This window comes from Pseudomonas neuropathica, from assembly GCF_015461835.1.
Classification (GTDB): Bacteria; Pseudomonadota; Gammaproteobacteria; order Pseudomonadales; family Pseudomonadaceae; genus Aquipseudomonas; species Aquipseudomonas neuropathica.
In genome coordinates, this window is the sequence record NZ_JACOPX010000010.1 from 47,088 (window position 1) to 69,609 (window position 22,522).

Here is a 22,522-nt window from a genome sequence, read left to right on the forward strand (position 1 = left end):
GATCTTTTAAGATCAAAGGATCGTCCGATCGCGGCCCGAGCCTGCGGCAGCTCCTACACGAGATTGAATGCGCCCAGTAAATCCTCTTCAAAAGCTTTTTGCGCATCCCCCGGCACCTGCGCTCGATGCCGGGCCAGATGGAACGACACCTCGAAACTCAACTCACCTTCACGGATCGTTCGTAACAGACCCTTCGCTTGCCAGCTCCGCGCATAGTGATCCGGCAGATACCCCACGTGTTTACCCGACAAGATGAAGGTCAGCGTGCCTTCAACCTGCTCCGAGCGCGCCGAGCAGACCTTGCCCTGAAACGGCTCGTCACTGCGAAAAAACCGATAGGGGTGATCGACCCGGTCGCAGGCCTGCAACGCGGCATCGCTGGGTGCGTCATCAGTGAACAATGGATGGCCGGCAGCGCAGTACAAATGCTGGGTTTCGCTGAACAACTGGCGATAGTCGAAGGCACTTTGCACCTGCGAAAAATAGCCGATCGCCAAGTCCAGCCGCTGTTGCAACAGCAGCCGCTCCATCTCGCCGGGCATGGCGCTGATCAGTTCGATGCGCACCGACTCATCACGCTCGCGAAAACGCCGGATCGCCGCCGCCACCCGTTGCAGCACCGATTGATCCACCGACTCGGAAATCCCCAGGCGCACTTCACCGATCAAGCGTCCGGCGACGCCGTTGGATTGATGGCGGAACGTTTCAATCGATTCAAACAGCGTGCGCACCGCGATCAGCAACTGCTCGCCCTTGGGCGTGACACTGAAACCGCCCTTGCCACGGCTGCACAGACGATAGCCGAGGCGAGTTTCAAGTTTGGCCATTTGCTGGCTGATGCTCGACTGGCTCAGGCCCAGATCCCCCTGGGCTGCACTGAAACCGCCGCACTCGACCACCCGCACAAACAGGCGCAACAGCTGCAAGTCCACGTCGTGGAGTTGACCTAACATCACATTGCTCCTGGATAAAGTCAGGATAATTATTCGGCTATTTTTCTAATGTATCCGACGGCGCATCCTGCAACCACTTCCTCAGGTCAGGTGTTCGTCATGGCTCCCGTGTTCAAGCTGTGTTTCCCCGCGCTTCTGTTGTCGGTGGCTGTTCAGGCTCAGGCCGAGGACAAGACACTCAATCTCTACAGCTGGGCCGATTACGTGCCGCCGCAAACCCTGCAACGGTTTGAGCAGGAGACTGGCGTTCATGTGCGTTACGACACCTTTGATACTTCCGAGGTGCTGGAGACCAAGTTGCTCACCGGCGGCAGTGGTTACGACGTGGTGGTGCCGTCGTCCAGCGTTCTGGCGCGGGGACTCGCGGCCGGCGCGTTGAAGGAAATCCCTCACGAGGGACTTAAGGGCTACGCCAATCTTGATCCGGATTTGCTGGAGAAAATGGCCGCTGTCGACCCCGGCAATCGCTATGGCGTGCCCTACACCTGGGGCACGCTGGGTCTGGGCATGAACGTTGAGGCCGTGAAGCAGCGGCTGCCTGATGTGCCGCTGAACAGCCTCGATCTGCTGTTCAAACCGGAGAACGCCAGCAAGCTCAAGGACTGCGGCATCGCGATCCTCGATTCGCCGCAGGAGGTCATCGGTCTGGCCCTGCATTACCTGGGCAAGGATCCCTACAGCACCGACAAAAACGATCTGGCCGCTGCCGAGGCGTTGTTGCAGAAACTCCAGCCGTCGGTGCTCTATGTCGCCAGCGGCCGGCAGATCAATGACCTGGCCAGCGGCAACGTGTGTCTCGCGCTGACTTACAACGGCGACGCGAGCATGGCCGCGGATCAGGCGCACAAGGCCAATAAACCGTACGAAGTGGCCTACCGCATTCCCAAGGAAGGCACACTGGTGTGGCAGGACAATCTGGCCATCCCCAAAGACGCGCCGCACCCCGAAGCCGCACGGGCGTTCATCGAGTTCATGCTGCGCCCCGATTCCGTGGCCGAACTGACCAACACACTGTTTTTTGCCACCGCCAACCGGGCCGCCACGCCGTTGGTGGATGAGGCCGTGCGCAACGATCCCGACATCTATCCGCCGAGCGAAGTGCGCGCGCGGCTGTATGCCGATCGCAGCATGAGCCTCAAGGACATGCGCCAGCGCACGCGCTTGTGGACCACTTTCCGTAGCCATCAATAACAACAGGAGCGCCACGATGGATGTGCCTATGCAAAACGACCAGGCCATGACCCGCGACAGCCTCTATGGCACCGCCGCCGAAAGTACCTACGCCGGCATCACCAGTTTCATGCGTCGACGCTACAGCCGCGACTTGCGCGGTGTCGATGTTGCGGTCAGCGGCGTGCCGTTCGACACCGCCACCAGCAACCGCCCCGGCGCCCGTTTCGGGCCACGCGGGATTCGCGCCGCTTCCACCGGGATTGCCTGGGAACGCCACTGGCCGTGGACGTTCGACCCATTCGACCATTTGGCGGTGATTGATTACGGTGACTGCGACTTCGATTACGGCTCGCCACACAGCATTCCGCAAAGCATCGAAGCTCACGCCGAGCGCATTCTCGACGCCGGCAGCGCCATGCTGACATTTGGCGGCGACCACTTCATCAGCTATCCGCTGCTCAAGGCCCACGCCCGTAAACATGGCACGTTGTCGCTGATCCACTTCGATGCGCACAGCGACACCTGGCCGGACGAGGAGGGCAAGCGGGTCGATCACGGCACGATGTTCTGGCACGCGGCGCGCGAAGGGCTGGTTGATCCGGCGTGCTCGGTACAGATCGGTTTGCGCACCACCAATGACGATCACATGGGTTTTCAGGTGCTGGACGCCCGGCAGGTGCATCGTCGTGGGTGCGACGCCATTGTCGAAGCGATCCGCGCGCGGGTTGGCGATAACCCGGTGTACCTGACGTTCGATATTGATTGCCTCGATCCGGCGTTTGCACCGGGCACCGGCACGCCGGTGTGCGGTGGCTTGAGCACCGTGCAAGCGCTGGAGATTCTTGGCGGTTTACGCGGCATCAATCTGGTCGGGATGGACGTGGTGGAAGTCGCCCCGGCTTACGATCACGCCGACGTCACTTCACTGGCCGCTGCCACACTGGCGATGGAAATGCTCTGCCTCTACGCCGCCCGCCACAAGGTTGATATTTAACCCGCACACCATAACCCCTGTGGGAGCGAGCAGGCTCGCTCCCACATTTTCAGCCAAGGCTCCTGCCAGTTTCTGACACCATCCTCTGCTAAGCTCGAACATCTTTGCCCTCCAGAGCCTGCCCAACGTGTCGCGTACCACTCGTCTTTTGACTTTGCTGCAAGTGCTGCGCGGCAAGAAGCGCCCGGTGACGGCCGCGACCCTGGCTGCCGAGCTGGAAGTGTCCGAGCGCACGCTTTATCGCGATATCGCGGAACTGACCGCCCTCGGCGCGCCGATCCATGGCGAGGCGGGGATTGGTTATGTGTTGCGCAGCGGCTTGTTTCTGCCGCCGCTGATGCTCAATGCCGACGAAACCGAAGCCATCGTCCTCGGTTTGCGTTACGTCGATCAGCGCGGTGACGAAGTCCTCGGCAAAGCCGCGGCGGATGCGCTGGCGAAAATTGCTGCCGTGCTCGATCCGCAGGCCCAGGAAGCGCTGCGCAATCCCACCGTGATGGCGGGTCCGCCGGGTTATGGTTTTCCGCAAAACGCCGTGCCGTTGAACGTGTTTCGCCATGCCATCCGCGACCAGGCCAAACTGCACATCGATTACGCCGACGCGCAACAGGTGCCCAGCCAGCGGTTGATCTGGCCCTTGGCGCTGGGCTTCCTCAACGAGGTGCGAATCATCGTCGCGTGGTGCGAATTGCGCAGCGCCTATCGCACTTTTCGTACCGACCGCATCAGCGCAGCCAGCCGCCAGGGCGACAGTTATCCGGGGCGCCGCAGTGATCTGTTGCGCACATGGCGCGAGCAGATGCAACTGGATGAAAGCGGGCGTTTCACTCCTGACAAAAACTGACGCAACGCTGTTTTAGGATGGTCGCAGAACCAAACAAAAAGGAGCTGCAACCATGTCTCATCCCGTCTCTGCACTGGCCCCGGCGATTGCTGCGTATATCGATGCGGCCAACGCACGCGATACTTCCAGGGTCGCCAGTTTTTTTGCCGAGGATGCCAACGTGTTCGACGAGGGCCAACATCAGGTCGGCCCGCAAGCCATCGCACAATGGATGCACGACACCGGGCAACGCTATCAGCCACGGGTCGAAGTGCTGGACGTGCAGCAGCGCACCGGCAAAGTGCTGGTGCACGGGCTGATTTCCGGAACCTTCCCCGGCAGCCCGGCGCAGCTGCGCTACACGTTTCGCTTGAACGAGCAGGGGAAAATCGCTCGACTGGATATTTCCCTGTAACCGTCGTGGCATACTGCCGCGCATGACTTTCGACTCTCCTCTCAGCGCCTGGCAACACGCCGTGCAACACAAGGGCTTCATCCAGGATGAAGCCCAGGAACACGCAGTCTGGGCGCTGCAAAAATGCCATGAAGCCCTTCACGCCGGTGCCCGTTCGGTCAGCGGTGTTTATCTGTGGGGGCCGGTCGGGCGCGGCAAGACCTGGCTGATGGATCAGTTCTATCAGAGCCTGCGGGTGCCGGCGCGACGCCAACACTTTCATCACTTCATGGGCTGGGTGCATCAGCGCTCGTTCCAGCTGACCGGGATTGCCGATCCGTTGCGCGCGCTGGCCAGGGAGCTGGCGGCCGAGGTGCGGGTGTTGTGCTTCGATGAGCTGTTCGTCAACGACATCGGTGACGCGATCATTCTTGGTCGGTTGTTTCAGGTGATGTTCGACGAAGGCGTGGTGATCGTCTGCACCTCCAATCTGCCGCCGGATGAGTTGTACGCCGACGGTTTCAATCGCGACCGCTTTGTGCCGGCCATTGCCGCGATCAAGGCGCATATGCAGGTGGTTGCAGTGAATGGCGCCGAGGATCATCGCTTGCATCCGGGGGCCGGCCTCCAGCGCTATTTTGTCGCCACGTCTGCGGTGAGTGCGCTAGAGGAAGTCTTTCAGGCATTGACCGCCGGGCAACGGGCCAGCGTCGAACCGGTGGCGGTCGGTCATCGCCAGTTGAACGTGGTCCAGGCCAGTGAAACGGTGTTGTGGTGCCGCTACGCCGATCTCTGCGAGCAACCGTTCGCCGCCATGGATTTCATCGCGCTGTGCGACCGCTACATGGCTATTCTGTTGAGCGAAGTACCTAATCTCAGTGCGCAGAAACGCGAAGGGCGGATCGCGCGCGGCACTGAAGACGCCGCGCAGCGGGTAGTTGCGGGCGACCGCGAGTTGCCGCAATTGTCGGTTCACGACGACGGCGTGCGGCGTTTCATTGCGCTGGTCGACGAGTGCTACGACCGCAAGGTGCCGCTGTACATCGAAGCGCAAGTACCCATGGTTGCGCTGTACACCGAGGGTTATCTGGAATTTCCGTTCCGCCGCACCCTCAGTCGCTTGCAGGAGATGCAGCTGCAGCGTTTTGCCGAAGCTTGAATGGAAGAGGGCGCCGACATGAGCCAAGCGTTATCCCATCATTTGCTGACCATGGCATACCAGAATGCCTGGGCCAATCATCGTCTGGCCAAGGCCTGGACGCAGCTGAGTGCGACGGATCTGGCGGCGCCTCGGGTGAGTTTTTTTCCGAGCATTCGTCTGACCCTCAATCACATCCTCACGTGCGACTGGTTCTACGTCGATGCGCTGGAGCGCGAATTGCGCGGGGCCGAGCCGCATCCCGACTGCTACGTGTTTTTCAATGTCGACGAGCCGTTTACCGACGGCCTGCAACTGCGCGAAGAGCAGGCTCACGTTGATCGACGCCTGATCGCCTATTGCGTGCAATTGCGCGATGCCGATCTGACGCGCATCGTCACCATTGCCCGTGATACGCCGCAGCACGACAGCCGTTTGCGCATGCTTTCGCACCTGTTCGAACATCAGATTCATCACCGTGGGCAGGTGCATGCGATGCTCAGTGATACGTCAGTCAAGCCGCCGCAGCTGGATGAGTTTTTCTGCGTCGGCGAGAGCAGTCTACGCGCCGAGGACTTTGCCGAACTGGGCTGGACCGAAGAGTTGATCTGGGGGCACTGACGGGTAAAAAGCAAAAGTCTTTTGCATTTGTCGGTTGCCCGCCCGATCACCCCCGCGCTAAGGTCAGACAGCCTTTCAGTACGCACTTTGCGCGCCGGGGCTTTTGTGTTCGGGGATGGAAATGGATTCCGCAGAAATTCTTGTACTTCAGGCCAGCTACAGCAATCCAACGCACGCCGAGGCCATCGGTATCGTGCTCAACCACTATGCAGAAGACCCGATGGGCGGCGGTCATTCGCTCGACCCTGAGCTGCTGCGTCGCCTGCCCGAAGAACTGGCCCGGCGCCCGCATGCGTTCAGTGTGCTGGCCTTTGTCGGTGGTGAACCGGCGGGGCTGGTGAACTGCTTTGAAGGGTTTTCCACGTTTGCCTGCAAGCCGCTGGTCAACGTCCATGACGTGGCGGTGGTGGGCCGCTTTCGCGGTCTCGGCCTGAGCCAGAAGATGTTGCAAAAAGTCGAAGAAATCTCTCGCCAGCGCGGTTGCTGCAAAATCACCCTGGAAGTGCTGGAAGGCAACGCCGTGGCGCAGAATGCCTACAGCAAGTTCGGCTTTGCACCGGGCATGTTCGACCCGGATCACGGGCGCATGCTGTTCTGGATCAAAAACCTCCAAGCCTAGAAGCCCCTCACCCTAACCCTCTCCCTGAGGGAGAGGGGACTGACCGAGGTGTTTGGGCGAGGTACACCGACCTGAAACATCGAGCCGAACTCAGGTTTTGAAAAGCACACAGAACAGCTCCTGTGTCTTGGGAGTACTGACCGAGGTGATTGGGCGATTTACGCCGACCTGAAACATCGAGCCGAACTCAGGTTTTGAAAAGCATGAAAATCGGCTCCCTTTCCCCCTCGCCCCTTTGGGGAGAGGGCTGGGGTGAGGGGGTTGGATCTTGCTGACCCAACCCCATCTGCGAACTCGCGACAGCATAAGGTCGAACCCCCCGCTCATTGCCCATAAAAAAGGCGCCCCATTCAGGGCGCCAAACTGTCTTCTTCCAGGCCAGAGCGGAGCCACGGAAGGTCCATCGGTTGCTCGGTCAATCTCAGTCGCGATACGACTCGGTCACTTGCGCCGTCTGATCGGCGGGAACGCGAATTTCTTTCGCGTTGGCGTCGCTCTTCTGCTCGCTCTGGGCTTGGTGAACCGGGAAATTGTCGTAGTAATAACGCATACGCTCAGCGCCGCCCTCGGCGAAGACGCTGGCAGAACCCAGGGTAAACAGCCCGGCAAGGATTGCGGTAGTGATTTTCATGGTGCCTCCTACTGAACAAGTGGGAGCCGTTCGTCCATGAAGCAGATCTCGGAGAAGAGTCTGGGAGGCATGAATTAACGCGGGGTTAACGCCCGTTCAGTGTAGGTTTTGCAGCATGTTGCGGGGCGATATCAGACAGACGCGGCGCACATCAAGCGTAGGTGCGCCGCGCCCGATAGGCGGGGATCAGAGTTTCCAGTCGAGACTCAGGGTGACGGTGCGCGGGTCACCCCAGTACACGCCGTTATAGAAACCGACGTTGTCGTAATACTTCTTGTCGAACAGGTTGTTGACGTTCAGTGACGCCGACAAATGCCGGTCGAACTCGTAGCGCGACATCAGATTGACCACGGTGTAGGCGTTCTGGGCGATTCGCGCTTCCTCGGTGTCGCCGCCAACTGGTCGGCTCGACGTGCCATACACATCGCTTTGCCAGTTCACCGCGCCACCCACGGTCAACGCCTGCCATTCACCCGGCAGACGGTACGCCGTGGAGACACGCAACAGGTTCATCGGCTGATTGGTGTTGGTGCGCTCGCTTTCGCCGTTCACCGAGTGGGTATAGGTGTAACCGGCGGTCATGTTCCAGCCCTGAAGAATTTCGCCGGACACTTCAGCTTCAAAGCCGTTGACCTTGTTGCCCTTGCCGCCGGATTTGTAGAACTGCTCACGGGTAACCGGATCCGCCGGTACCGAGTTATCGAGTTCGGCGACGTTATCCTGCTTGCTCCAGAACACCGCCGTGGACAGGTTCAGGCGTTCCTCGAGCAAACTGCCCTTGACGCCCACTTCATAGTTTTTGCCGACAACGGGGTCGATGTATTTTCGGTTCTTGTCGCGGTTGCCCTGGGGTTTGAAGATGTCGGTGTAACTCACGTATGCCGTGTACTCCGGGGTCAAGTCGTACAGCAGGCCGGCGTAAGGCGTCCAGACGTCGTTCTGTTTCTGGCTCGTGTAATCGACCTTGGTCAGTTGCCGGCTGGCGTCGTAACGGTTGCTGGTGCTGGACGCTTCCCAGCTGCCGTATCGGCTGCCGAGCACGGCGTGCAGATCATCGGTCAGGCTCAGGCGCGTGGCTATGTACCCGGCTTTCTGCCGGGTATCGTCCTTGGACCCGGTGAGGTCGGTGACGGTGTCGCTGAACTTGGCGATGTCGCCCATGTATTTCCAGTCGCGGATGGTCCCGTAGTCCTTGGGACGCGCACCGGCAATGGTGTACGGCGAGTTCGAGCGGCGCTCGGCTTCACCGTAGCCGAACATCATTTCGTGCTCACGGCCCAGCAGCGAGTAGGGACCCGAGACATTGAAGTCATACGCCTGCATTTTCTGCGTGCCGATCATGTGCGAGGTGTAGGCGATCATGCCGCTGCGGTCCGCTGCGGGAAAACCCGCACCACCGTAATAGACCTTGCCGTCGGTATTGCTCTCGCGGTGGGTGTACGCGGCTTTCAGGCGCCAGCCGCCGGCCAGTTGCTGATCGAGGGTGGCAAACGCGGTCTTGTCTTGCAGCGGCCAGGAACTCCACGACGTCGACATGTTGGTCGAGCGGCCGAGACCGGCCTTGCTGCCATCGGCATTCCAGTAAGGCACCGTGCCCCACGACGAGCCTTGCACATGCTTGTTCTGATAGTCGTAACCGACCGCCAGCACAGTAGAGTCGGTCAGATCCGCCTCAAGCACGCCATAACCGACCTCGCGTTGCAGCGCATATTTGTCCTTGATCGACTGGTTGTCGCGATAGGCCAACACCGTACGCCCGCGAAGGCGACCGTCGAACGCCAGCGGCCCGCCGACATCGACGTAGCTGTAGTAATTGTCGTAGCTGCCGCCACTGACCCCGGCCAGCGCCTGCCACTGCGCGGTAGGACGCTTGCGCACCATGTTGATGGTCGCCGACGGATCACCCGCACCCGTGGTCAGCCCCGTTGCGCCGCGCACCACCTCGATACGGTCGTAAATGATCGTGTCGGAATCGGACTTCATGCGATCGAAGGTGTTGAGCATCCCGTCGATCTGGAAGTTGTTGATCGCATAACCACGCGACGAGTAACTGACCCGATCCGAATCCAGATGCTGCACCACCACACCGGTGGTCTGGCGCATAACCTCGGACAATGTACCGAGCTTGAAATCATCCATTTGCTGCCGGGTGATCACCGACACCGATTGCGGGGTTTCCTTGATCGACAGATTCAGTCGCGTCGCCGTGCTCATCGCGCCAGTGGTGTAGGACTCGGTGTTTTCGGTGGTAGTGCCCAGGCCTTGCGCGCTGACGTTGGTCGCCGCCAGCTCCAGCGCCGGATTGCCGGGCAGCGGCGGTTTTTCGGCTTCGGTTTCAGCCAGCAGATCGGCGCTGAAAGCAGCGCTGCACAGGCCAAGGGTGAGGGTCATGGAACGGGTAATGGGCGCGAACATCGCAGCCGACTCCTTGTCTTCGAGGGAAAAATTCCGTTTGCTCAAAGACGAAGGGTGCGGCTGGGATTTAGTATCAAACGAGAAATATTATTATTTGAAAGTGTTTCGGAGGTTTGACTCGACCTCGCTTGAAAAGCAAAAGAACGCAGCCTTCGGCAGCTCCTACTCACATATCTGTAGGAGCTGCCGAAGGCTGCGATCTTTTAATCCCGAATGCTGGAAAACGTAGTCTGGCCCCGTTTAGTCCCTGTTTAAAGCACCGCTTAAATAAATCCGTCCCCTTCGTGATCCTTGGTACCGTCCGGGTTGACTGCGATCCCGGTCGGACCGTTCCCGACCGGGATGTTCGCCAGGACTCAAGCCGTCGTCAGATCAATCACCGAGACCGAGTTAGAATCTTTGCCGCAGATATAAGCGCGGGTACCGTCCGGGCTGACGGCGATTTCCATCGGGCCGCTCCCGGCTGGGATGCTCGTCACGACTTGATTCGTCTTCGTGTCAATTACCGACACCTTGTTGCTATATCGGATGCAGGCATAAGCGCGGGTACCGTCCGGGCTGCAGGCGATCCCGTACGGGCTACCCTCAATCGGGATGCTCGTCAAGACTTGATCCGTCGCCGTATCAATTACAGAGACCGTTGCGGTACCTGAGTTGGTGACATAAGCGCGGTTGCCGTCCGGGCTGACGGCAACCCCGAACGGATATCTCCCGACCCGGATGTTTTTCACGACTCGATCCGTCGCCGTATCAATCACCGAGACCGTACTTTTATTATACTGGCAGACATAAACACGGGTACCGTCCGGGCTCAAGGCAACCCCGTAACTACTGTCCTCGATCGGGATTCTCGTCAGAACTTGATCCGTCGCCGTATCGATAACCGAGACCGCGTTGAGATTCTTGACATAAGCGCGAGTACCGTCCGGGCTGACGACAACCTTTGTAGAAGCGCTTTCGGCCGGGATGTTCGTCAGCACTCGATCCGTTGCTGTATCAATCACCGGGACCGTTTTGCTATCTGAGACGCTGACATAAGCGCGTGTACCGTCCGGGCTTACGGCGATCCCGTTGGGGGAACTCACGATCGGGATGTTCGTCAAGACGCGATTCGTCGCCGTATCAATCACTGAGACCGTATCGCTATCTTCGTTGCAGACATAAGCGCGGGTACCGTCCGGGCTGACAGCGATCCCGATCGGCCTTTCCCCGACCGGGATACTACCGACCGGCCCCAGCCCCGTAATAGTTACGGTTGCGTTGGCGGTTTTAATACCACTGGTGGCACTCAGACTGTAAGGGCCCGGGATGAGAGCACCTTTGATGCCGCTGACGCTGACCCTGCCGACATTGTCGGTGATGAACTCGCGCAGTCCTCTGCCGCCATCGGCGTACGTGAAGTTGGTCGGGAGAGTCAGACTGAGCTTACCCCGAGGGATGGGGTTATTACTGCTGGTGCTGAGTAGCAACTCAACGTTTTTGAGCCGGCCAGCCGGAGCGATGGCATAGGGCGCGTTGGTGAAGGTCGGTACGCCATACTGTGCGGAGACCGTATAAGTGCGTAGCGGGAAGTCCACCGCTGTATCAACATCTGACAACTTTTCAAAGTTAACCTTAAATGTAATCTTCAGAGGACTTCCATGCTTTAGTTCCCGCAACCACGCAACCTGCGCCGCCGTCACCAACCCCTCCGCTTGTTGATGCGCTTCACCTGCCCAAAACACTTTCTCTACAGCGTCACCGTTCTTGTCAATCCCGTCGTAACACAGCCAGATATTCTGATTCAAAGCCTGCAACATCCATTTTTTTATCCGCAGTTGCGCATCCTCCTCTAATTGCGTTACATCCAGTTCGTCGCCCACCGCACCATCAATACTCGGCGTCGGCAAATTCTGGTCGCCATCTGCAATCGGCAACACAGTCAGAGATAACTCGTCCGAGTCCTGCGGCACACCGTTACGAATGACGGTGTATTTCACTCCAACCGTTTTACCCAAGTTGAACGCAACCAGCGAATTGGGGAGCGGCACCTCTAAATCCTGCTGTGCGGTCACGTCTATCGGGCCTTCCGTCTTGCTGCCTTCACCCGGCGTACCTGTCCACGTCACGCTCACCTGTGTACCGATCATGTTCGGGTAAGCCCGGACAACAGCAGTCAGGGTGTCTTTGGCGGCGATGGGTTGCAGGATGTTGTTAGGTGCCTCTTTGATCTCGGGATCTTTCAGATCCAGCGCCACCCCAATCCGCAATTTCAACTCCTGCGAATACCCCAACGTTTCTCCCCCTCGCTCAATCTTGTAATCCGCCACCACCGTTCCGTCGCGGTTGGCCGTGACGTACTGTTTCGGCACGGTCACCCGTACAGGCTTGCCGGCAGTGGCGGGGATCAGGTCGATATGGTCACTGAAGCTGCCGTCGCTGGCCGAGCCTTTCCAGTTGAAGTAAAACCGGTCTTTGTCCTGGGTTTCGGTGTGGGTCAAGACCAAGGTTGCGCCGGAGGGCGGCACGTTGTCCGGATCCAGCACGTCGTTGTCGTCTGCTTCTACGACTTCCGGGCGATCAAAGGTTGGCTTCGCCACGCCGACCTGCATGATGAATGGCAGCGATTCGCGCACGCTGAGCAGCAGGTTGTCTCTGTTGGTGACGACGTAGTAGACCTTGACGCTCAAACCATCGAAACGCTGGATTTCGCTCTGGACAACGTTGCGCAAGACGGGCTCGCCATCCGCGATGTTGCCGACCGGGCGCGGGTCCTCATAGTAAACCGTGTCGCCGCCGGGCGCCTTTGCCTCCCAGATCACGTTCAGCTGATCACTGCTGTTGCGGCCGACGTACCACGGCGCACTCACCGTCGCCCACCTAGTGTCGACTGGCAACGTCCCGTCCGGAGCCTCGACGACGCTAGGCGCGGGCAGTCGGCTGATATCGCCTACGACGCTGACGCTGGCGTTTTTCGAGGGGCGGTCGGATTCACCTTCGCGGCGCCGGATAAAGCCCACCGACGCGCTGCCCTTGGCGATGGCGCGCACGGCTTCGTTGGGGATGATGAACTCGAGATGAAAGTTCACGAACTTCACCGCCATCGATAATGGGCCGACGATAATTTGCGGGCCTTGGGCAGGCGTGCCGGTCCAGGTCAGGAGCACTTCATCGCCCACGTCAAAGTCGGCATCTGGTGTGGATACGTGCACTTTGACGTCGTCGTCACCCAGTTCGTCGAGATCCACACGAGTGGTCGGCTGGCCTTTGACCAGCACCAGCGGTGGGTTCAGGCGGTCACCGTTCATATCGACCAGCACCGATTGCAGGGCCGACCACGGTGCGCGCTCGTCCGGGTAGTTGCCGCAGCGGTCGACCACCTGAAACGCCACGGCCACCGCGGAGCCATCGCCGGCGGCCTTGATCAGGTCGTAATCGAAAGTGATGTCGATGGGGTTTTTCAGTGGGTCCGCGGCTTGTTCCGGGGAGACCAGATGCATCACTTGCTGGCTGCCCCAGCGGGCGTGGATGCGGTCGTAGCGGGTCAGGTTGCGGTAGGGAACGATGCGCATCGTCACCACACCGTTTTGCGGAAAGTCCTGATCGACTTCGTAGTGGTCGAGGGAAAAGTTGAGGTCGGAGTGCCCGTCATCGCCGGGGATGTCATCGTATCCGCCGGGGCGGGTCAGTTTGACCAGCAGCTTCAAGCGGGGTCTGGATTCTTCGCCGGGATGGTTCTTGCCGGAAATCTTGTAGTAAACGTTGGTGGCATCACCGTCGCGCACAAAATCCTTGGCCAGGGTGAAGATCACATCCCGATTGAGTTCGGACTCGTATTGAATGGTCTTGCTCCACACCTCCTGCGTAGCGTTGTTCCAAAACACATCGACCCGGTCTCCGATGCTCATGGAAAGCCAGGCAGGTACTGTGCCTTGCAACCCGTTTTCCACGCCACGAATGGGGATGCCGCCATCGTAGTCCTCCGCAGGGTCGAGCGGGTTCAGGGCAGGGAAGTAGAGGGACTTCAGGGCATCCGGTGTTGGGTTGGACATGGTGGTGAGCTCCGTTCGGTTAGGTAACGGAGTGATTGAAAGCGCATTGGTGGGATTGCGCACCTGTCAGATCTGACAGGTAAGGACTGAAATCCGACGTGTGGCAGGTGTTTACACAGGGATCGTTCATTGAACGAAGCGGATTTCTGAAGATAAAAAAAGCTCTGCATCTTTCGATACAGAGCTTTTCAATGGATCAGACAAAGCGCTCTTCGGTTGCGTTCACCTCGGTAGATCCACCGCGGTGTTACTTCTGCGCAACATCCGCCGGCGCTGCGTCGGGTTTCTTCGGCTTCATCAAACTGAAGTCGATCAACGCGCGCTGCTCGGTCTGGTACGGGTCGCCGATCAGCAGTGGCCGCGCCTTGAAGCTGTCGCTGACCAGGCTCTTGCTGTGGTCGAGTTCATCGAAACTCAAACCGGCCAGGTCGGCCCAGGTGTGGATCAGGTGCGAGCTGCTGTACGGACGATCCAGGTCGCCGGCGAAGTTCCAGTCGTGGTTGGCTTTCCACTTCGGCGACGCCCAGGCCATGAACGGGATGGTGTACATCGGCGCGGTCGGTTTGTTTTCGTTGCGGCCCAGAGTCTTGTGGCCCACTGAGTCGAACACGTCTTCACCGTGGTCCGAGAGGTACAGCAGGAAGCCGTTCGGATCGGATTTGGCGTAATCCTTGATCAGGCTCGACACCACGAAGTCGTTGTACAGCACGGCATTGTCGTAGCTGTTGTAGGTCGGGACCTGGTCGTCACGCACGCCGGCTGGTACGCCGGTGCGGTCCTGGAACTTGTCGAACGTCGGCGGATAGCGGTACTGATAGCTCATGTGCGTGCCGAGCAAATGCACAACGATCAGCTTGCGTGGCGCGGCGTCAGCCAACGCCTTGTTGAACGGCTCGATCACATCACCATCGTACTGCGCGGCGTTCTGATTGCGGTTGTTGTTCAAGTACACCTGCTCGTCGGCCTGCTCGGAGAACGTGGTGAGCATGGTGTTGCGCTTGGTCATGGTCTGCTGGTTGGTGATCCAGAAGGTCTTGTAGCCGGCCTGTTTCATCATGCTGACCAGCGACGGCGTCGACAGGTACAGATCCGGATGCTCTTCGTCAGCGAAGGTCAGCACTTGCTGCAACGCCTCGATGGTGTACGGGCGCGGGGTGACGACGTTATCGAAGACCGCCAGTTGATCCTTGAGCTTGTCCAGTTCCGGCGTGGTGTTGCGCTGATAGCCGTAAAGACTCATGCGCTGACGGTTGGTCGACTCGCCGATGACCAGCACCAGGGTCTTCGGCTGATCGGCCGAGGCGTCCTTGAGGTTTTTCAGCGGCGGGATCTTGCTCACGTTATGCAACATGCCCTGCATGTCGGCAAGGGTATCCAGATAACGGTGATAGGCCACGGCCATCTGCCATGGCACCGCCGGTTCGATACGGGTTTCGAATTTCTCGAAGCCTTGGGCGAAGGAGCCCATGCGCAGGGTTTGCTTGACCAGTGGATAGCCGACCACTGCGATCACGATCGCCGTCGCCGCGACCAGCGCACGACCACGGGGCATGTACACCGGGCGCAGGCGAGTCCACAGGAAATACGCGAACGCGGTATGTGCAAGGAACGCCACCACCATCCACCAGGCAAAGTACTGGGTCATGTACTCGCCGGCTTCAGAGATGTTCGACTCGAACATGATGAAGATGACGCTCTGCGAGAATTCCTGCTGATAGATGAAGAAATAGCCAAGACTGGCCATCGAGCAGGCCCACAACACCACGCCGATCACGGCAGCGAGCAGTTTGGTGCGTTTGGGGAAGAGCAGCATGGGCGCCAGCCACAGCGCGCTCATGAAGAACGCCTGACGGAATCCGCTGAAGCCGGAGGTGCCGGTCAGCTGGATCAGCAGTTGGGTGATACCCGAGAAGTACCAGAAGAATACAAACAGCCAGATAAAACCGGCCCAGTCGAAACCTGTCGCAGTCGTTTTGCTGCGTTTGAACAATGCCATTCGGCGCTCCAGCTCACTCGTTACAACCACCGCCGGAACATCCATGAAGCCGACGAACGGAGGCCGTACGCGCAGGTACGGCCAGAATGGGGCGGAGTATTACGAAGAGAATGTGAAAAGTTTGTGAGTTGCCGCTTTGCTCTATAGAGAGCCGGGCAGCGATGGATCATGTCGGGAACAGCGGCGGCCGTTCCCGAAACAGGCGGGGATCAGGCGTGGGGGTGACGCTGAACGACCGGCAAAGGTTGCGGCTGCACACCCTGGGTCAACAGGCGCAGCTGCGCCAGCTCCTGTTTCAACTGGTCGCGTTCGTCTTTCAACTGGCGCAATTCGTCGCGACGGATTGTCACGTACAGGGTTTGTGGCGGCATTGCTGTGTGTACTGTGCCCATTGCTCACCTCGCAAATGGCGTGCATCAACTGTAGGTCGTCCCCGCTTTGGGGTACTGACTTACTATCGGCGCCGATTTTGATTTCTTTTGCCTGTGAATGGAACTTTTTTATTTTTCATGGTCGGTGTGTCTTCGGCAGGATTCGGGGCGTTATCAGTCTGGATCGGGCACAATGCCCGGAAACTTCATCGCAACGCTCTGGACTAACCTCCATCAGTCGCGTTGGGCTATAACCAATGACACACATTTATTTGTAGTAAGGAGCATCAGCACATGCAACTCGGGATTATTGGACTGGGCCGCATGGGCGGCAATATTGCGCGACGTCTGATGCTCAACGGTCATACCACCGTTGTTTACGACCGCAATACCGCTTTCATCGAGAACCTGGTCGCCGAGGGCTCCACCGGCGTCGCCGACTTGCCGGCAATGGTTGCCGGCCTGGCCAAACCGCGTGCGGTCTGGGTCATGTTGCCGGCCGGCGCGCCGACCGAAGACACCATCAACACCCTGAGCACTTTGCTCGAAGCCGGCGATACCATCATCGACGGCGGCAACACCAACTATAAGGATGATATTCGCCGGGCCAAGACTCTGGCCGAGAAAGGCCTGCACTACATCGACGTCGGCACCTCCGGCGGCGTCTGGGGCCTGGAGCGTGGCTATTGCATGATGATCGGCGGTGACGCCGAAACCGTGCAGCGCCTCGACCCGCTGTTCGCTGCTCTGGCGCCGGGCATGGGTGATATCCCGCGCACCAAGGATCGCAAGTCCGACGACCACCGCGCCGAACACGGCTACATCCACGCCGGTCCCGCCGGTGCCGGGCACTTCGTGAAGATGATTCACAACGGTATCGAGTACGGCATGATGGCCGCGTTCGCCGAGGGCTTCGACATCCTCAAGACCAAGTCCAGCGAACGCCTGCCGGAAGATCAGCGTTTCGACCTCAATGTGGCCGACATCGCTGAAGTGTGGCGCCGTGGCAGCGTGGTGTCGTCGTGGTTGCTCGACCTGACCGCCGATGCACTGGCCAGCGATCCGAAGCTCGACGGCTTCTCCGGTTCGGTTGCCGACAGCGGCGAAGGTCAATGGACCATCGAAGCGGCCATGGAACAAGCGGTGCCGGTACCGGTACTGTCGAACTCGCTGTTCTCGCGCTACCGCTCGCGCGGTCAGGGCACTTTTGGCGACAAGATTCTTTCGGCCCAGCGCTTCGGCTTCGGCGGCCACGTGGAGACACCGAAGAAATGACCCATACGATCCGCAGAAAATCCAAGGCAGAACCCGCACCACCGACCACGCTGTTTTTGTTCGGTGCCCACGGCGACCTGGTCAAGCGCTTGCTGATGCCGGCGCTGTACAACCTCAGTCGCGACGGCTTGCTTGACGACAATCTGCGGATCGTCGGCGTTGACCACAACGCCATTACCGATGAGGCCTTCGCACAGAAGCTCGAAGATTTCATCCGCACCGAAGTGGCGGCGAAGGTCGGCAAGGGCGATCAGATGCTTGATCCGGCCTTGTGGGCCAAGCTCGCCAAAGGTATCAGCTACGTCCAGGGTGATTTTCTGGACGACAGCACTTATTCCGCGCTGGCGGCGAAAATCGCCGACAGCGGCACCGGCAATGCGGTGTTCTACCTGGCCACCGCGCCGCGTTTCTTCAGTGAAGTGGTGCGCCGACTGGGCGCTGCCAAATTACTGGAGGAAACGCCCGAAGCGTTCAGAAGGGTGGTGATCGAGAAGCCCTTTGGCTCAGACCTGCAAACCGCCGAAGCCTTGAACGCCTGTTTGCTCAAGGTGATGTCCGAGAAGCAGATCTATCGGATCGACCATTATCTGGGCAAGGAAACCGTGCAGAACATTCTGGTCAGCCGGTTCTCCAACAGCCTGTTCGAAGCGTTCTGGAACAATCATTACATCGACCACGTGCAGATCACCGCCGCGGAAACCGTCGGCGTCGAAACCCGTGGCAGTTTTTACGAACACACCGGCGCCCTGCGTGACATGGTGCCCAATCACCTGTTCCAGTTGCTGGCCATGGTCGCCATGGAACCGCCGGCCGCGTTTGGCGCCGATGCGGTGCGCGGCGAGAAGGCCAAGGTTGTTGGCGCGATCCGCCCTTGGACCACCGAGGAGGCGCGGACCAACTCGGTGCGTGGCCAGTACAGCGCCGGTCAAGTCGATGGCAAGCCGCTGAGCGGTTATCGCCAGGAGCCCAACGTCTCGCCTGACAGCAACACCGAAACCTACGTGGCGCTGAAGGTGATGATCGACAACTGGCGCTGGGTCGGCGTGCCGTTCTACCTGCGCACCGGCAAGCGCATGAGCGTGCGCGACACCGAGATCGTCATCTGCTTCAAACCGGCGCCGTACGCGCAGTTCCGTGACACCGAAGTCGACGAATTACAGCCGACTTACCTGCGCATCCAGATCCAGCCCAACGAAGGCATGTGGTTCGACCTGCTGGCCAAGCGACCGGGCCCAGCCTTGAACATGGCCAACATCGAACTGGGTTTTGCCTACAAAGATTTTTTCGAGATGCAGCCTTCGACTGGTTACGAAACGCTGATCTACGACTGCCTGACGGGCGATCAGACGCTGTTCCAGCGTGCCGATAACATCGAGAACGGCTGGCGTGCGGTGCAACCGTTCCTCGACGCCTGGCAGCAGGACGCCAGTGTGCAGACCTACGCCGCCGGTGAAGACGGCCCGCAGGCTGCCGAAGATTTGCTGACTCGCGATGGTCGCGTCTGGCATGGCCTGGGATGAGTGACTTGCCGAAACAACCCATCCGTTTTCTGCTCAGCGACATGGACGGCACGCTGTTGCTGCCCGACCACACGCTGAGCCAGCGCACCATTGACGCGGTGCGTTCGCTGCGTGAGGCCGGCGTGTTGTTCAGCCTCGCCACCGGTCGACCGCCGAAAGCCATGTTGCAGCAGATCGAAGCCTTGGGTGTCGATTTGCCGACGGCGGCGTTCAATGGCGGCACTATCGTCAATCCTGACGGCAGTCTTTTGGTCGCGCATTACTTGCCGGCCAGCACCGCGCTGATTGCGCTGGCCACGTTTGCTGATCAGCCGGAAGTCGAGATATGGGTGTTCAGCGGCGGTGACTGGTTGCTCAAGGATCCGCACGGGCCGATGGTGCCGCGCGAGCAGCATGGCCTCGGTTATCCGCCGGTGGTGGTGGAGAGTTTCGAGCCGTATCTTGAGCGCATCGACAAGATCGTCGCGACCAGTAACAACACTGAGCTGTTGATCGAACTGGAGGCGCGCCTGTTGCCCAAGGTCAATGGCATGGCGCAAGTGTCGCGTTCGCAACCGGTGTATCTCGACGTCACGGCGCTGGAAGCCAACAAAGGCACCGCGCTGGCGACGCTGGCCGAACATCTCGGTATTCCATTGGAGCAGACAGCGGCCATCGGCGATGGCGGCAACGACCCGGCGATGTTCCATTGTGCAGGCTTTTCGATAGCCATGGCCCAGGCGGAGGACGCGGTAAAGCGCCAAGCCGACGTAGTCACTGCGCCGAACACTGAAGACGGCGTGGCGCAAGCGATCGAGAAATACATCCTCCCTCACTGAAAGCACGCAAAACCAAATGTAGGAGTGAGCCTGCTCGCGATAGCAATGTATCAGTCACCATTTCCTGGGCTGACACACCGCTATCGCGAGCAGGCTCACTCCTACAGTTTTTACGCGGTGTTGATCAGAGCCAGTAACTCACGGCATACCAACCCAGCAGCCCCATCACAAAGGTGTACGGCAACGCCATCCACACCATCCGCCCGTACGACAGGCGCACCAGCGGTGCAATCGCCGAGGTCAGCAGAAACAAGAATGCGGCCTGGCCATTCGGCGTCGCCACGCTTGGCAGGTTGGTGCCGGTGTTGATCGCGATCGCCAGCGTCTCGAAATGCTCGCGGCTCATGTGCCCGGCGAGGAACGCCTGTTTCACTTCGGTGATGTAGATCGTGGCGACAAACACGTTGTCACTGATCGCCGACAGCAGGCCGTTGGCAATGAACAGCATGCCCGGTTGTTGCTCGACCGGCAGGGCCAGCACCCACTCGATCAACGGCGCAAACAGCTGTTGATCGTGAATCACCGCGACCACCGCAAAAAACACCACCAGCAACGCCGTGAACGGCATGGCGTCCTTGAATGCGCTGCCCAGACGATGTTCGTCGGTGATGCCGGTAAACGCGGTGATCAACACAATCACCATCAAGCCGATCAGGCCGACTTCAGCGATATGAAAGGCCAGGCAGCCGATCAGGATCAGTGCCGCCGCGCCTTGCACCAGCAGGGCTGCGCGTTGGCGCGCTGTGCGCTCGGCATTGTCTTCGGCGGCGTAGTTGGCCAGCACGGCGCGAACATTGTCCGGCAGCAGCGTGCCATAGCCGAACCAGCGCAGCTTTTCCAGCAACACGCAGGTGACCAGACCCGCTGCCAGCACCGGCAGCGACACCGGGGCAACTTTCTGGAAGAACTCGCCGAAATGCCAGCCCATTTCGTGGCCGATCAGCAGGTTCTGCGGTTCGCCCACCAATGTGCAGACACCGCCCAGCGCCGTACCGACCGCGCCGTGCATCAACAGACTGCGCAGGAACGCACGGAATTGTTCCAGATCGTCATGGTGAAGTATCGGCAGGTTCCGGTCGTCAGCAAACTCACTGTCCTGGCGCGGATCGTTGCCCGACGCGACACGGTGATAAACGGAATAGAACCCGACCGCCGCACTGATGATTACCGCGGTCACCGTCAATGCATCGAGAAATGCCGACAGGAACGCGGAAAGAAAGCAGAACAGCAAGGCCAGTATTGCTTTTGAACGCACGCCCAACAGCAGGCGCGAGAACAGAAACAGCAACAGATCTTTCATGAAGTAGATACCGGCCACCATGAACATCAGCAGCAGGATCACTGGGAAGTTGTGCACCAGCTCATCGTAAAGCGCTTGGGGGGTGGTCATCTTCAGCAGCAGTGCTTCGATCAACAACAAACCGCCGGGCATCAGCGGATAGCACTTGAGCGCCATCGCCAGGGTGAAGATGAATTCGATCACCAGCAACCAGCCGGCCGCGACTGGGCCGACGCCGAACAGCACGACGGCGTTGAGGATGAGGAAACCGACGATGGTCGCCTTGTACCAGCGTGGCGAGTGCCCGAGAAAATTGTGCGCGAACGCCTGGGCCATTGAACCGGACATCGGTTGCTCCTTGTCTTTAGAAGCGCGCAAGTTGCCGCATGTGGCGGGCAAGTTCAAGGTGTAACTGGATATAACCGATGTCTTTCTTGGAAACCGGGTGTGCTCTTTGACAATGGAACGACAAAGGCCCACCGAGTCACGACTCGGTGGGCCTTTTGTCTGCCGCAGGCAAGCATTTAGCGCAATTTCGACGATACCACCCTGATAGCCCAAGGCGTAGAGAGTCGACCCAGATCGGATCGGAGTCTGAAGGTGTGAACCCAGTTTTCTTCCAGGTCCTCGATCGTTGCGCAGTAGACACCGTGTTCATTTGCGGCGAAGGGCACCAGGTCACGCTGATAGTCGACAATCCAGCCTGTTTCACCGGGGGTTGCTGTACCCACCAATGTCACTGATCTATCGCTCGTGGTTTCTTGATTCCCGATCAATTGAAAGCTTTCATTGCCTAAGACAAATTGAATACTGATCGGTGCAGGTTGCTTTATCAGCACCCGCCATGGCGATGATTGCTGCCCATTGGTTTCCCGAGCGATGAAGTTTTGGGTGCCGGTCTTGAGATCCTTGATTTTGGCGCTCCAATGTCCGTCTGTTCCAACATTCAGGAGGCTTAGCACTGTGCCGTTATTCACCAACTCCACTACTTTGCCAGGCGCGCCCTTGCCAATAAAGTTCAGTTCATTCTGAAAGGTAGTCTCACCTTTTCCGACGAGCCTACCGGCAGGATCGTATACCGAGTCGATTGAGACCGTTTCGCTGACATCCACTTTAACAGTCCATGGCGCTGACAGTTGACCATCGGAGGTTCTCACGCTGTATGCGTGATTACCCGGTGCCTGATCAAGCAGTAGGGCGCTGAAATGACCACGTTCGTCAACAGTCACGGAAGGGTGTGCGGGAATCCCATAGTCCAGCATCACTGCTAACTGATTCGGCGCCGCCGAACCGACAAAAGACAGATCGCCGTTCGTGGTAGTGCCGTCAGGTGGAATGGAGATATCGTCACCATTGGTGATTGAGAGAATGATCGGCGCTACACGCTTTGTGCTTCCTGAGGGCTGTGCAACCGACGTGCGATGTTTGGACGGTGTCACGAGATCGTTCATATCAAAATTCCTTTTTCGGG

The 22,522-nt window shown here is 59.1% G+C and carries 18 protein-coding genes; 10 read left to right on the forward strand and 8 right to left on the reverse strand.

Going from position 1 to position 22,522, the window contains the following annotated elements:
* Nucleotides 1-53: 53 nt before the first annotated feature.
* Complete coding sequence (locus tag H8F23_RS15990; RefSeq protein ID WP_194934986.1) at nt 54-953, reverse strand: LysR family transcriptional regulator; 900 nt, start codon at nt 951-953, stop codon at nt 54-56.
* A gap of 99 nt (nt 954-1,052) precedes the next feature.
* Here H8F23_RS15990 and H8F23_RS15995 point away from each other — a divergent pair, with 99 nt between their 5' ends.
* From H8F23_RS15995 to H8F23_RS16025, 7 genes are all read left to right on the forward strand, one after another.
* On the forward strand, nt 1,053-2,144 hold the full coding sequence (locus H8F23_RS15995) for a polyamine ABC transporter substrate-binding protein (RefSeq protein WP_194934987.1): 1,092 nt from the start codon (nt 1,053-1,055) through the stop codon (nt 2,142-2,144).
* A gap of 16 nt (nt 2,145-2,160) precedes the next feature.
* Nucleotides 2,161-3,120, forward strand: a complete 960-nt coding sequence (gene speB / locus H8F23_RS16000) for an agmatinase (RefSeq protein WP_194934988.1) — start codon at nt 2,161-2,163, stop codon at nt 3,118-3,120.
* A 127-nt stretch (nt 3,121-3,247) separates the two neighbouring features.
* On the forward strand, nt 3,248-3,964 hold the full coding sequence (locus H8F23_RS16005; protein WP_194934989.1) for a helix-turn-helix transcriptional regulator: 717 nt from the start codon (nt 3,248-3,250) through the stop codon (nt 3,962-3,964).
* A gap of 52 nt (nt 3,965-4,016) precedes the next feature.
* Nucleotides 4,017-4,358, forward strand: a complete 342-nt coding sequence (locus H8F23_RS16010; protein WP_095126279.1) for a nuclear transport factor 2 family protein — start codon at nt 4,017-4,019, stop codon at nt 4,356-4,358.
* Between the two features lie 22 nt (nt 4,359-4,380).
* Complete coding sequence (zapE, locus tag H8F23_RS16015; RefSeq protein ID WP_194934990.1) at nt 4,381-5,496, forward strand: cell division protein ZapE; 1,116 nt, start codon at nt 4,381-4,383, stop codon at nt 5,494-5,496.
* Between the two features lie 18 nt (nt 5,497-5,514).
* Nucleotides 5,515-6,096 carry a DinB family protein gene (locus tag H8F23_RS16020; protein ID WP_194934991.1) on the forward strand — a complete coding sequence of 194 codons (582 nt, stop codon included), beginning with the start codon at nt 5,515-5,517 and terminating at the stop codon, nt 6,094-6,096.
* Between the two features lie 121 nt (nt 6,097-6,217).
* Entirely contained in the window at nt 6,218-6,715 is a 498-nt protein-coding gene (locus H8F23_RS16025; RefSeq protein ID WP_093432839.1) for a GNAT family N-acetyltransferase, read from the forward strand.
* Nucleotides 6,716-7,136: 421 nt separating this feature from the next.
* Here the strand turns inward: H8F23_RS16025 and H8F23_RS16030 are convergent, their stop codons facing one another.
* The 5 genes from H8F23_RS16030 to H8F23_RS16050 form a co-directional block, all read right to left on the reverse strand.
* Nucleotides 7,137-7,346 carry a hypothetical protein gene (locus H8F23_RS16030; RefSeq protein ID WP_194934992.1) on the reverse strand — a complete coding sequence of 70 codons (210 nt, stop codon included), beginning with the start codon at nt 7,344-7,346 and terminating at the stop codon, nt 7,137-7,139.
* A 186-nt stretch (nt 7,347-7,532) separates the two neighbouring features.
* Nucleotides 7,533-9,761 carry a TonB-dependent siderophore receptor gene (locus H8F23_RS16035; RefSeq protein WP_194934993.1) on the reverse strand — a complete coding sequence of 743 codons (2,229 nt, stop codon included), beginning with the start codon at nt 9,759-9,761 and terminating at the stop codon, nt 7,533-7,535.
* 356 nt (nt 9,762-10,117) lie between these two features.
* Entirely contained in the window at nt 10,118-13,792 is a 3,675-nt protein-coding gene (locus H8F23_RS16040; protein ID WP_194934994.1) for a beta-propeller fold lactonase family protein, read from the reverse strand.
* Nucleotides 13,793-14,039: 247 nt separating this feature from the next.
* Nucleotides 14,040-15,788, reverse strand: a complete 1,749-nt coding sequence (locus H8F23_RS16045; RefSeq protein WP_194934995.1) for a phosphoethanolamine transferase CptA — start codon at nt 15,786-15,788, stop codon at nt 14,040-14,042.
* Between the two features lie 209 nt (nt 15,789-15,997).
* On the reverse strand, nt 15,998-16,180 hold the full coding sequence (locus H8F23_RS16050) for a DUF6026 family protein (protein WP_007914840.1): 183 nt from the start codon (nt 16,178-16,180) through the stop codon (nt 15,998-16,000).
* A 273-nt stretch (nt 16,181-16,453) separates the two neighbouring features.
* On the opposite strand from H8F23_RS16050, the gene gnd reads away from it, so the two are divergent.
* The 3 genes from gnd to H8F23_RS16065 are packed head-to-tail and all read left to right on the forward strand — an operon-like array spanning nt 16,454 to nt 19,772.
* Nucleotides 16,454-17,434: a phosphogluconate dehydrogenase (NAD(+)-dependent, decarboxylating) gene (gnd, locus tag H8F23_RS16055; protein WP_095048853.1), complete on the forward strand. Its 981-nt coding sequence runs from the start codon at nt 16,454-16,456 to the stop codon at nt 17,432-17,434.
* Nucleotides 17,431-18,954 (forward strand): glucose-6-phosphate dehydrogenase, encoded by a 1,524-nt coding sequence (gene zwf, locus H8F23_RS16060; protein ID WP_194934996.1) that lies wholly within the window; start codon nt 17,431-17,433, stop codon nt 18,952-18,954. Before gnd ends, zwf begins: the two co-directional genes overlap by 4 nt.
* Entirely contained in the window at nt 18,951-19,772 is an 822-nt protein-coding gene (locus H8F23_RS16065; protein ID WP_194934997.1) for an HAD family hydrolase, read from the forward strand. The genes zwf and H8F23_RS16065 overlap by 4 nt, the downstream gene beginning before the upstream one ends.
* Before the next feature lie 124 nt (nt 19,773-19,896).
* On the opposite strand, the gene nhaB is transcribed toward H8F23_RS16065, so the two are convergent.
* Together nhaB and H8F23_RS16075 are read right to left on the reverse strand one after the other, a co-directional pair.
* Complete coding sequence (gene nhaB, locus H8F23_RS16070; RefSeq protein ID WP_194934998.1) at nt 19,897-21,399, reverse strand: sodium/proton antiporter NhaB; 1,503 nt, start codon at nt 21,397-21,399, stop codon at nt 19,897-19,899.
* A gap of 176 nt (nt 21,400-21,575) precedes the next feature.
* Entirely contained in the window at nt 21,576-22,502 is a 927-nt protein-coding gene (locus tag H8F23_RS16075; RefSeq protein WP_194934999.1) for a hypothetical protein, read from the reverse strand.
* Nucleotides 22,503-22,522: the final 20 nt, after the last annotated feature.